Here is a 12427-nt window from a genome sequence, read left to right on the forward strand (position 1 = left end):
ACAAGAAAATAATCTCTTCCATTATGAATGATTATCTGTGTAAATGCCGAATTTTATGATGCAGTTTGCGAAGGTTCATCATCAACCTCACCAGCGGGTAAAGCATGCCAAACTGCTTTTACTAAAGTCGCCAGAGGGATGGCAAAAAATACGCCCCAGAATCCCCACATTCCGCCAAAAACCAGCACAGCAACAATAATGGCAACCGGATGAAGATTAACTGCCTCAGAAAACAGAACGGGGACAAGCACATTACCGTCAAGCGTTTGAATAATGCCGTAGACGACTAAGAGCCAATAAAACGGTGGCGTAAATCCCCATTGAAAAACACCGACAATCGCAACCGGAATCGTCACGGCTGCCGCACCGATATAGGGGATAAGAACAGAAAAACCGACAGCCACAGCAAGTAGCACTGAATATCGTAAATCCAGAATAGCGAACGCAATGTAACTCACCCCCCCGACAATCAGTATTTCCAACACTTTACCACGGATATAGTTTGAAATTTGTTCATTCATTTCGAGCCAGACTTTGGTCACCAGTTTCCGGTTTCTGGGCATGATATTACTGGCCGTTTTGAGCATCTCTCCTTTATCTTTCAGGAGAAAGAAAATCAGCAACGGGACCAATATCAGGTACACTGCCAATGTAGCAATACTCACCAGAGAAGCCAGCGACCCTTTGACAACACTTTCACCAAAATGCAGAGCCTGATTCTTAATGTTGTCCATCATCGGTTCAACAATCGCCAGATCAGCCAACTCTGGGTATTTCTCAGGCACAGTATTGATCAGATGTTGTAACTGACTATACATACCCGGAATATCATTAATCAGATTGCCGACTTGATTCCAAATCGTTGGAATCAACACGAATACGGCAACCAACATCAAACTGACGAACACAGCAATGACCAGAATCACACACAATGTTCTTGGTATACCCAACCGGACCATTTGAATGATTGGCCACTCCAGTAGATAAGCCAAAACAATTGCAACCAGAAGCGGAGCAATTAAATGCCCCATAAAATAAATAATCAGAAACCCGAAGAGTAACATCGCAAAAAGACTAACGGCATGAGGGTCAGAAAAGCGCCGTTTGTACCACCGATTCAACATATCGAACATGTAATTGACGTCCTTTTATCACTTTAAGTTGAGCGTAATCATCGAATTACTTACATTCCGTGGATATATGCACACAGACCGATGTGGTCTGAAAATATTCTAAGCTGTTTTTTTACAGATATTGTCAGGCATGAGAAAGCCTGCCTCATCTCTGAAATATTGTTTTCTGGCATTGATATTACCCCATAAAACAAAGAAGATAAGGCCGCACTATGTGTGTTAATCGGGGGGAAATAGCGTTTCATGCTTTCACTTGATGCTTACTACAGGACTGTTATTGTATAGTGTTTTACAACGTATGCCACCGTTAATGATACCGTAAAATAGGAAAACAGATCGCAAAAATCAGTCTGCTGCCTATGTCGGTAAGTCGGGGAAACCAATAACGGAAGAAAAGGTCTTATAGTCAGGACTGCAAAGGAAAAATAGTATTAATATGATGAGTCTACCCATCCGAAGTTTACTCTGTTCATGCCTGTCTGTATCGATGTTGTTGTCTGCATCTGTATCAGCTGATACCAATGACCTTCCTGATATCGGCACGGTCGCTGGCGCAACACTGAGTATTGATCAGGAAGAACAATATGGCGACGCTTACATGCGTATCCTCCGTAGCAAACAACCAATTATCAATGACCCGGTATTAAATGAATATATTAATACACTGGGACACCGCTTGGTTTCACATGCCAATGATGTGAAAACACCATTTACTTTCTTTTTGATCCGCAATCGAGAAATCAATGCGTTTGCCTTCTTCGGCGGTCACGTTGCGCTGCATTCAGGGTTATTTTTACACACCCGGACAGAAAGTGAGCTCGCATCTGTCATGGCTCATGAAATTGCCCATATTACCCAACGCCATCTCGCCAGAAGCATGGAGGCAGAAGCAAAACGCTCTCCGGCAACCATCGCGGCACTTGCGGGATCGCTCCTGTTAGCAATTGCTGCCCCTGAAGCGGGTATCGCGGCAGTCACAGCGACAACTGCAGGCTCCGTTCAGAGTCAGATCAACTATACTCGGGCGAATGAAAAAGAAGCGGATCGTTTTGGCATTGAAACATTGGCAAAATCGGGATTTGATCCCTACGCAATGCCACGATTTTTTGGCAAATTATCTGAAGAGTATCAATACTCCAGCCACCCGCCGGCAATGCTGCTGACTCACCCATTACCGGATAGCCGGATCACCGATAGCCGGGCCAGAGCGCAACACTACAAGCATGTGAATCTCCCTTACACCAAAGACTATCAATTAGCCCGGGCCAGAGTTGTCGTGCGCTATGCGGATATCGACGACAAAGCGGCACTGGACTGGTTACAACGCCAACGGAAAAAGAACGACCCGATTATTCAAGCAGCCTGTGATTACGGCACCGCACTGGTCTATCTAGACAATAAACAGTACGATAAAGCAGCGCCTATTCTGGAACGTCTGCTCAAAGCAGATCCGCAAAATAATTTCTACCTTGATGCGGCATCCGATATCTATATTGGGCAAGATAAACCCAAGCAAGCTATTCAATTACTCGCACAGGCGCTGAAACAGTCACCTCATAATTCAGTCCTGATGATTAACTATGCCAATGCTTTAATGGCGGCCAAGCAATATCAGCATGCTGTACAGACGCTGCAACGCTATACCCACAATCACCCAGATGATTCGAATGGCTGGTCTCTACTCTCACAAGCCAATAATCATATAGGAAATCAACAAGAAGAATATGCAGCACGCGCTGAACTATTTGCGCTGAAAGCAGACTGGGATCAGGCGATCCAGTATTATACCCGTGCCAGCCAGCTCGCCAAGTTAGGCAGTTTAGAACAAGCCCGCTACGATGCAAGAATCGACCAGCTCATCACTCAGCGGGAACAATTCCTCGCTTTACAAAAATAATCAGTTGAAGGAGTCACTATGTCAGTCGTCATTTATCACAACCCCAAATGCTCAAAAAGCAGAGAAACACTTGCCCTTTTGGAAAGTAAAGGGATCCAGCCTCAGGTGATCAAATATCTGGAAACCGAGCTCACGCCGTCGCTCCTAAAAACGCTCTACTCACAACTCGGTGTTCACAGTGTCAGGGATATGATGAGAACCAAAGAAAGTATTTATAAAGAATTAGATTTAGCCCGCGAATCACTCAGTGACGATGATTTGTTTCAAGCAATGGCCGAACACCCGAAACTCATCGAACGCCCGATCGTCGTTGCCAATGGCAAAGCCCGTCACGGTCGCCCTCCCGAGCAGATACTCGATATTCTATGAGCCATCGGATTATTGTGCTCTATTACAGCCGCCACGGTTCTACTCTGACTCTGGCGAGACAAATCGCACGAGGTATCAACGCGATTGCTGGCTGTGAAGCATTACTGAGAACCGTCCCGGACATTCCACCTTCAGCAGAACCGCCATCGGATCCTTATCTGACATGTGATGAATTAAAAGATTGTGATGGTTTGGCAATGGGAAGTCCGGTCTGGTTCGGTAATATGGCAGCGCCACTCAAGCACTTTTGGGACGCAACCACACCACTATGGATCAGTGGTGCGCTGATAGATAAGCCAGCATGTGTCTTTACGTCGTCTTCATCGTTACACGGTGGTCAGGAATCGACATTGCAAAGTATGCAATTGCCCTTACTTCATCATGGAATGCTCATTGTCGGCATCCCCTACAGTGAACCGGCACTGCATACGACTCAAAGCGGAGGCACACCGTACGGTGCCAGTCACCTTGCCACGGTATCCGGTCAATTGAGCGCAGATGAAAAAACACTGGCGCAACGACTTGGTCAACGCCTTGCCTCACTGTCAATGAGGCTCAATCCTCCCGCTCAGAATCCATAAAAAAGGGCCTGAATATGGCCCTTATTTTGTTATGGCGTATCTTGGGAGTCCTGACTCTGGGGCAAATTATCTTGTGAAGCGCCGGTTTGAGAATCATCGTCGTTTGATCGCTCAGAAACCGGGGGCTCACGCCACTGATATAGCAATGTAGATTGACCAGTCTCTGCTGGCGGACTGGTCATCGCCTGAGAATCAACATCATTCACGGACTTCTTTTCTGTCGCATCCTTAGGCGAATGCTCTTCGGACAACGGTTGGTCGGTCGGTGTTCCGTCAACGGTTGTCTCTTCGGATGACGTGGATTGCTCTGCTTGCATATGCTCAACGGGTTGCTCTTCTAAATCTGCAGCCTCATCAGCTTCAGGCAGTCGTTCAATCAAATTGAGTGAGGCAAGCTCCTGTTCAAACGCTTCTTGAGTGGTTAACAAATGAACCCGGAATGTCACCTCATCCCCTTGAATTTGAATGGTGTCGACACTTGCCACAGAACTTAACTGATTGAGCGCTTGTTCCAGTTTGAAAAAGTGGACAGCGCGGCTTAAATGTTTCACATTGAGAATCATGGAATGAGACGATTGTCCGGCAACAATTACGCGATTTTTCTTGGCATAGTACTGCGTCAATTCATCAACCAACTGTGCGAGTTCATCATTACCACTCAGGCTCCCGCCCATTGGTGGCACAGAAATATCTAACAACTTTTCTGGTGTTTGATCGTAGAGCTTCCAGTTAAGCGTGTCTGACTGAGCCCGAATAATCAAAATTGCATCAGGATGATAACGCTCACTCGCATCGCGAATCGGCTGAAGAAACTCCCCCCAGATATCCGATGCTTCAATACTGGTAATATCGTCAAAATCACCGACTGGGACGATAAGAGGCAATCCCCGTTTTTCAGCCAGTTGTTTCAATTGCTGAACATTAGCATTCGCGACATTTTCCCATGCGATATTGCGCTGGAAGTTCTGATCTTCAACGTACCAGACTAGAATCGTCGCCCGTTTTACCGGCCAAAAAGGGAGTTGAGCCTGAGTCAGCAGTGTCCGTATCTGCTTGGCACTAAACTGCATTTTGACTATCTTCTGGTCATCTTTCTGACCATAGCTAATCTGAGACAGATAAAGACGATTCTGAGACAGTGCTTTCTTAATCACTGGATTATCGACAGCATCTTGCTCCCCGGTCGCCCGAATAATCACATTCTCCATGCCCTGAATTCGAGCTTGATCTTCACCTTGTTCCTGATCAAGCTCAACTTCCGAGCGATAAATATTGACCTGAGTTGCCGCATAACCGGAAAAAGTCAGGCATAACAAAATCAGACAAGCGAAATTTCGCATAGTAATCCAAAATACATCAACAATCGTGCCCCGATCATAAGCAACTATTGGTTTCCCGGCAAGAAAACCCTGCCACAATGACAAATATTCCTGATCTCCCCCCTTACAAAAAATAGCTTCCTTGAAGCATGGCAAACGTTTCAATAAGTGATAGAATCCTCAAAATTTGTCTTAATCAGGGAAAAAACATGAAAAATGCCATATTAGGCGTGCAGATGCTCTTTGTTGCATTTGGCGCGCTGGTACTGGTTCCGCTGCTAACGGGACTCGATCCAAACGTCGCTCTCTTTGGCGCCGGTGTCGGAACCCTTCTTTTTCAAATTGTCACCCGCCGCTCCGTCCCTATTTTCCTCGCCTCTTCTTTCGCTTTCATTGCACCCATCCTCTACGGCGTTCAAGCATGGGGTATCCCTGCCACAATGGGTGGCCTGATTGCTGCCGGAGCCGTCTATGTCGTGCTAGGCGGATTAATCAAAATTAATGGCGCTGATTTTATCCATAAACTTCTGCCACCGGTTGTTATCGGCCCGATCATTATGGTGATTGGCCTAGGTCTCGCTCCGACAGCCGTCAATATGGCTCTGGGAAAAACCGGTGACGGTTCCGTCCAGTTAATCGAAGGGCAGGTTGCACTCTGGATTTCATGTATTTCTTTGTTTACGACAATTCTCATCAGTGTCTTTGCTCGCGGAATATTTAAACTGCTGCCGATTTTCGGTGGCATTATTGCCGGTTATACACTGAGCCTGATTTTTGATGTGGTTAGTTTTGAAGCGGTTGAGAATGCAGCTTGGCTTTCGCTTCCTCACTTCACCATGCCTGAATTTAACATAAATGCCATTCTATTTATGATCCCGGTTGCTATAGCACCGGCCGTCGAACATGTGGGAGATATTCTTTCTATCTCAAATGTTACTGGAAAAAATTACCTGAAAAAACCGGGCCTGCACCGCACGATTGCCGGAGACGGCATTGCAACCATCGCAGCAGCAATGGTTGGGGCGCCACCGAATACCACTTATAGTGAAGTCACTGGCGCGGTCATGCTCACCAAAGCATTCAATCCGGTGATTATGACTTGGGCGGCTGTGACTGCCATTATTTTAGCACTGGTCGGCAAACTCGGAGCCTTACTCCAAACCATCCCTGTGCCGGTGATGGGCGGGATTATGATTTTGTTATTCGGCTCAATTGCTTCGGTCGGTTTGAATACCCTGATCAAGAATCATGTTGATCTGCACAAATCGAGAAACCTGGTGATTGTTGCGGTGACTTTGGTATTTGGCATTGGTGGTATGGCCTTCGGTATCGGTGAATTCAGCTTGCAGGGAATTAGTCTCTGTGGTGTCGTCGCTATCTTATTAAATCTAATCTTGCCAGACGATTTGGGCGAAAACCATGTCGTTGACAATGCTCAGATTGAAGACTAATCCACTGCACCATTGATAAAAAATCCTGGGAGTTTGACATTCCCGGGATTTTTTTATCTGCTGTGAAAATGTTTGGAGTTTATTGATGTTCCGGCCCAATCCGATTCACAACCTAAACACATTCACTGTCTAAACATAATGGTAAAAATGTTGCCCGTGTCAGTGCCGCCAGATCCCGGGGGGCTAATTCAATTTCCAGACCTCTCTTGCCCGCACTGACGCAAATTGTTTCTTGGTTCTCAGCGCTGGCGTGAATAAATGTCGGCAACATTTTCTTCTGTCCGAGAGGACTAATGCCACCGACCACATAACCGGTAATTTTCTGTGCAATGTCAGGATTGGCCATTTCCGCTTTTTTTACTCCGGCCGCTTTTGCCGCCAGTTTTAAATTCAGCTTTTGATCAACCGGAATAATCGCGACGGCCAGCGCTTTAGGTTCTCCGTTCAGCGCGAACAGTAATGTTTTAAATACCTTCTTCGGATCCTGCCCGAGCACTTCAGCCGCTTCCAGCCCGAAGCTGGTATGATTCGGGTCATGTTCATACTGATGGATAGTATGAGAAATTTTCTTTTTTTTTGCCAAACGAATCGCAGGAGTCATACGTCAGTCCTTTTTATCAATCAAGCAATGAACCACCTTCTGCAATGAAAAAGGCGGCAATTTTGCCGCCTCAAGTAAAAATCACTCGGGAGTCCGAGTCAAATGCTTTTTATTGATAGGTAATTTCACCTTGAGGTTGATATAGAGAAGCATCAACAGGGCTATGAGCCTGTAAATACTCTTTTAAAACATCAGCATCAACAAATCCAGTATTCACAAAGCCAGCATGCTCCGTGAGTTTTGGATAACCATCACCACCGGCAGCATTAAAACTTGGAATAGTAAACCGATAGGTTTGTGTCATCTGAATCGGTTTTCCACCAATTTTTACGTCAGAAACTCCGGCAGCACTGACCGTCATGGAAAGACCGGCAAACTGTGCGTAGGCACCCGAATCAACTGGTTTTGTCGCCACCTGATTTAGGTATTCGATCACTTCAGCTCCTGACATATCGACATAGGTGAGAATATTGGCAAAAGGCTGCACTTTCAGGACATCTTTATACGTGACATCCCCTGATTCAATTGAATCCCGAACCCCACCGGAATTCATCACAGCAAAGTCAGCCTTAACTTTATCCTTATGTGCCATTGCAATTAAACGTCCCAGATTGGTTTGCCGGAAACGCACCACATTTCTGTCACCTTCCAGACGTCCTTTTACCGTCGCAATTTTTTGCTCTAATTTAGCCTTGCCTTTCTCTTCATAAGGTGTCAAAAACTTCAGTAACGCAGGATCTTCCGGTATCTGTTCATCGACCAATACGCGCTGCTTTTTGCCTTTGAGCGTCACTGTTTTCTTGAGATTGACCGGTATCAGTTGATAACTGATCATCTTCAACTGCCCATTGCGGAACTCATAGTCTGCCCGCCCCACATATTTGCCCCACTCATGAGCCTGAACAATATACGTTCCGTTCTGCATATCCGGCTGACAATCATCCCCCGGTTGAAAATGCGTATCCGCAACGTTCGGTGCTTCCATACAAACCGGCTCCTGAGAATGACCACCAACTATCATATCCAGTGATCCCGGCTCCAGATAACGAGCGAGAGCCACGTCGCCCGGTGCATTAATACCGTGTTGACCGTTGACGTAATGCCCCATATGCGTCACAGCAAAAATCAAATCCGGCTGTTCTGTTTTTTTCAGTTCCGCAATCAATTTCTTCGCTTCAACCTTCGGGTCTCTGAATTCAACATTGCCGATATATTCCGGATTACCGATTTTCGCAGTATCTTCTGTAGTCAAACCAATCACCGCGATACGAATCCCCTGCTCATCAAAAATTTTGTACGGGCGGAACAGTCGTTTGCCGGTGGTTTTGTCATAGATATTAGCCGAGAGCATCGGGAAATTCGCCCATTGGCGCTGTTTGAATAACACAGTCAATGGATTATCAAATTCGTGGTTCCCCACCGCCATTGCATCGTATCCGATGATATTCATCCCTTTAAAATCCGGTTCGGCATCCTGCAAATCTGATTCCGGTACACCTGTGTTGATATCCCCGCCAGAAAATAGCAGTACGCTCCCGCCTTCAGCGGCGACTTCCTGACGAATGTGATCAACCAGCGTTTTGCGGGCAGACATGCCATATTCATCATATTTGTTCTTCCAGAACCGCCCATGATGATCATTGGTGTGAAGTACCGTCAGATGGTAAGTTTGATCCGGATGCCACTGTTTTTCAGGGGTTGTGGTACATCCCCATAAAAACACCAGTAGCAACGCGGTGAGAACGGTTTTCGAGTAACGCCACTGATTTGAAAACCATTGCGTTGAAATAAGTGATAATCGCATAATATTCCTGCCAATCTTGGTCCCTGACATGATTGTCCGTTGCTATTCAAGCCACCTCAAGAGACCTGAATATAAGTTAACCCTATACATTAACCGACTAACAATACTATAAAATTATGAACTTAAGGTCACAAATATTTGATGATGTGATCGCACGTCAGATAGTCGTTCACGAGAGCTCGCACCAGATTACCTGAAGGTCAGGCCTGTATTCAGGAACCCGGCAGACATAAAAAAACCATCGCACAATACGATGGTTTTGATGCATTCTGTCTCATTGGTGAAACAGTTTACTGAATATCTATATCCGCAAAACTCTTGATCAAGTCATCCAGCGCTTTCATTTGTGCCAAAAACGGCTCCAGTTTATTCAAAGGCAATGCTGAAGGGCCATCACATTTCGCCTGTGCCGGGTTCGGATGTGCTTCGATAAACAGTCCGGCAATCCCGGTTGCCAAACCGGCTTTTGCCAGTTCTACAGTCTGCTCACGACGACCACCGGAAGCAGCACCAGTCGGATCACGCATTTGCAGTGAGTGAGTCACATCAAAAATAATCGGGCTGCCATGAGAGACTTTTTTCATCACACCGAAACCCAGCATATCGACAACAAGGTTGTCATAACCATGGCAGGAACCGCGTTCACAAAGAATGATCTGGTCATTGCCACACTCGGCAAATTTTTCGACGATGTTTCCGACCTGCCCCGGACTCATAAACTGTGGCTTCTTGACATTAATCACCGCCCCGGTTTTTGCCATCGCTTCCACCAAATCAGTCTGACGGGCAAGAAATGCCGGTAACTGAATCACATCAACCACATCCGCGACCGGCTGTGCCTGTGCTTCCGTATGAATATCCGTAATAATTTTCACACCGAAAGTCTGTTTCAGTTCCTGAAAGATTTTCATCCCTTCATCAAGACCGGGACCACGATATGAATGAACAGAACTACGGTTCGCCTTATCAAATGAGGCCTTGAATACGTAAGGAATCCCTAACTTTTCCGTCACTTTGACATAATGCTCGCAAACTTGCATCGCAAGATCACGGGATTCCAAGACATTCATACCGGCAAACAAAGTAAACGGGCGGTCATTGGCAACCTCAATATCACCAACTTTTACAACTTTCTGTTCCATCGTATTCTCTCTATAAACCCAATATTAGTGGATTGTTACGGCAGTACTACGCAACAAATTCACCTGATTTTTCAATAATTCAGCAGCGGGATCGTCCGGGCAATGCTCAATAAAATACTGATAATCCGAAAGCGCAATCTGATGACATTCCAGTTGCTGATAAATGAATCCACGGTCACGAATTTCATAAGGATCATCGGGGACAAACGTCAACGCCAGATTGGTACACTTCAACGCCAGAGTATAACGTTCTTCACGCATCAACGCACTTTTCAACAAAGCCAGCCAGCGTCCGATGATTGTCGGGTGATCGCTGACCCGAAGGTGTTTCGGTTTTAATTTGGCAAGAGGTCCTTTACTACCGATCAACCAAGCTTGTAACGTATGCTTCGAAACATATTCGCCAGAAAATGGATTCAAATAAACAAGCTCTTCATCGGACCAGGCTATCTGGATCAAAAACTGGGTCGGAAACATCACCGGTTGCAACGGGAATCCCAGCCGACTACTGAAGTACAATAATAAAGCGCCCAGGCTGACAGGAATCCCTTTGCGATGTTCAAGCACCTGATCGATAAATGCATTACGAGACTCAAAATAAGCCTCGTGATCACCGGAGAATCCCCACTCTTGATAAAATAACCGTAAAAAAGCGGCCAATCGAGCTTTTGGATCTGCATCGTCATCCAGATACGCTTCAGCTTCACGGGTCATCTTCACTAACGTCTGTTCTGCCCATGCCACTCGGGTTTCAGGATTAATGGCCTGATTCAGTACAAGCGCACCTTCCACCAGCTCCATCGCATCAAAATCTTCGTCAAATAATTCAATCATAGACATATCGGCCCAGTATTAATGCATTAATATCGGTAACTTGGTCAAAGAAATTTTTGCGGCCATGGCAACCCAGCCTAGCGCGCCAAGAAATGCCAAACTCCGCAGCAACTTACCCCGGCCTAGTTTCAAGGTAAAAATGCCTAATGCGATATAAGCCAGCATACACATGAGTTTTTCAGTCAGCCAAGCGGCTTCAGGCGTGAAAGGAATAAAGCCAGTCATCACACACAATGCGACACCGGATAACAACAGGAATGTATCCATTACATGCGGTGCGACTTTCAAAAAACGATGATGAAGCGCTTGAGAATTGATCATCATCAGACCATAGCGGAGACAAAATAAAGCGACACTGCCCGCAATTGTGAATAGGTGGAAATATTTTAATCCCAGATACATAAACGTCCTCTTATGGGCACTTTCTTATGACATAACAAGCTATGGCAGAAAGCAACCGACTGTCACGCGATCATTTCCAGAATCATCTTGCTCAGTGTGAATAGACCGATACCCCAGAGATTGCAGTAATTCTCTGACTGACTCAGCTTGATCATAACCGTGTTCAAACAGCAGCCATCCCTGGAGTTGCAGGTATTGCCTTGCTGCGACTGCAATGGTTCTGATATCCGCTAATCCCTGCTCTTCTGCAACTAAGGCAGAAAGCGGTTCAAAACGAACATCTCCACGTTGTAAGTGCGGGTCGTCCGCATCGATATAAGGTGGATTTGAAACGATCAAAGCAAATTTCGTACCTTCATCAATGCCATCAAACCAATTTCCCTGATGAAAACTCACATTGGTGATCCCCAACTGAGCCGCATTCACCTTCGCTAACTCACAGGCTTCTGGCTGAATATCAACTCCCGTCACATTGATATCGGGTAACTCAGAAGCCAGAGCCAAAGCAATTGCCCCTGTCCCGGTACCCAAATCCAAGATAGGCCCGGCAATTTCCCGTGCTTTTTCCAAAGCAACCATCACCAGACATTCAGTATCCGGACGTGGAATCAACGTGGCCGAGGAGACTTGCAGCGGCAAAGACCAGAACTCCCGTTGCCCAAGAATATATGCAATCGGCTCACCGTTCTGACGGCGGGTCAGTAATTCAGCAAACCAATTAAGCTGGGGCTCGGTAAGCGTTTTTTCCGGCCATGTCAACAAATATGAACGGGGTTTTTCAAGAACGTGGCAAAGTAATACCGCAGCATCAATCGCAGGCGAAGGGCTGCCGCTTTCTGATAAAACGGCAGTGCTGTAACGGGTTAATTCATCAATTCGGGCAGGAAGAGACAT

At 46.1% G+C, this 12427-nt stretch carries 12 protein-coding genes; 4 read left to right on the top strand and 8 right to left on the bottom strand.

Annotated features, from left to right (window positions below; translation table 11 throughout):
- Nucleotides 1–53 precede the first annotated feature (53 nt).
- Nucleotides 54–1133, bottom strand: a complete 1080-nt coding sequence (locus AC55NX_RS00670) for an AI-2E family transporter (RefSeq protein WP_496994012.1) — start codon at nt 1131–1133, stop codon at nt 54–56.
- 439 nt (nt 1134–1572) lie between these two features.
- Here AC55NX_RS00670 and bepA point away from each other — a divergent pair, with 439 nt between their 5' ends.
- The 3 genes from bepA to wrbA are packed head-to-tail and all read left to right on the top strand — an operon-like array spanning nt 1573 to nt 3980.
- Nucleotides 1573–3030 carry a beta-barrel assembly-enhancing protease gene (bepA, locus tag AC55NX_RS00675; RefSeq protein ID WP_496994240.1) on the top strand — a complete coding sequence of 486 codons (1458 nt, stop codon included), beginning with the start codon at nt 1573–1575 and terminating at the stop codon, nt 3028–3030.
- A gap of 18 nt (nt 3031–3048) precedes the next feature.
- Nucleotides 3049–3399 carry an arsenate reductase (glutaredoxin) gene (arsC, locus tag AC55NX_RS00680; protein ID WP_496994013.1) on the top strand — a complete coding sequence of 117 codons (351 nt, stop codon included), beginning with the start codon at nt 3049–3051 and terminating at the stop codon, nt 3397–3399.
- Nucleotides 3396–3980, top strand: coding sequence for an NAD(P)H:quinone oxidoreductase (wrbA, locus tag AC55NX_RS00685; protein WP_496994014.1), 585 nt, complete (start codon nt 3396–3398; stop codon nt 3978–3980). The genes arsC and wrbA overlap by 4 nt, the downstream gene beginning before the upstream one ends.
- A gap of 29 nt (nt 3981–4009) precedes the next feature.
- On the opposite strand, the gene AC55NX_RS00690 is transcribed toward wrbA, so the two are convergent.
- The gene (locus tag AC55NX_RS00690; RefSeq protein ID WP_496994015.1) at nt 4010–5404 is read right to left on the bottom strand and encodes a DUF8605 domain-containing protein; all 1395 of its coding nucleotides are present in this window, start codon (nt 5402–5404) and stop codon (nt 4010–4012) included.
- A 104-nt stretch (nt 5405–5508) separates the two neighbouring features.
- On the opposite strand from AC55NX_RS00690, the gene AC55NX_RS00695 reads away from it, so the two are divergent.
- Nucleotides 5509–6750, top strand: a complete 1242-nt coding sequence (locus AC55NX_RS00695; protein WP_496994016.1) for a uracil-xanthine permease family protein — start codon at nt 5509–5511, stop codon at nt 6748–6750.
- 112 nt (nt 6751–6862) lie between these two features.
- Here the strand turns inward: AC55NX_RS00695 and ybaK are convergent, their stop codons facing one another.
- From ybaK to prmC, 6 genes are all read right to left on the bottom strand, one after another.
- Complete coding sequence (gene ybaK / locus AC55NX_RS00700; RefSeq protein WP_059121346.1) at nt 6863–7351, bottom strand: Cys-tRNA(Pro) deacylase; 489 nt, start codon at nt 7349–7351, stop codon at nt 6863–6865.
- A gap of 109 nt (nt 7352–7460) precedes the next feature.
- Entirely contained in the window at nt 7461–9155 is a 1695-nt protein-coding gene (ushA, locus tag AC55NX_RS00705) for a bifunctional UDP-sugar hydrolase/5'-nucleotidase UshA (protein ID WP_496994017.1), read from the bottom strand.
- A 290-nt stretch (nt 9156–9445) separates the two neighbouring features.
- Complete coding sequence (kdsA, locus tag AC55NX_RS00710) at nt 9446–10297, bottom strand: 3-deoxy-8-phosphooctulonate synthase (RefSeq protein WP_059121348.1); 852 nt, start codon at nt 10295–10297, stop codon at nt 9446–9448.
- Nucleotides 10298–10321: 24 nt separating this feature from the next.
- Entirely contained in the window at nt 10322–11131 is an 810-nt protein-coding gene (locus tag AC55NX_RS00715) for a SirB1 family protein (RefSeq protein ID WP_059122737.1), read from the bottom strand.
- 18 nt (nt 11132–11149) lie between these two features.
- A complete protein-coding gene (locus tag AC55NX_RS00720; protein WP_496994018.1) occupies nt 11150–11533 on the bottom strand; it encodes a SirB2 family protein in 384 nt (127 codons plus the stop codon).
- A 39-nt stretch (nt 11534–11572) separates the two neighbouring features.
- Nucleotides 11573–12427, bottom strand: coding sequence for a peptide chain release factor N(5)-glutamine methyltransferase (prmC, locus tag AC55NX_RS00725; protein ID WP_496994241.1), 855 nt, complete (start codon nt 12425–12427; stop codon nt 11573–11575).

This window comes from Vibrio rubrogenes, assembly GCF_059641415.1.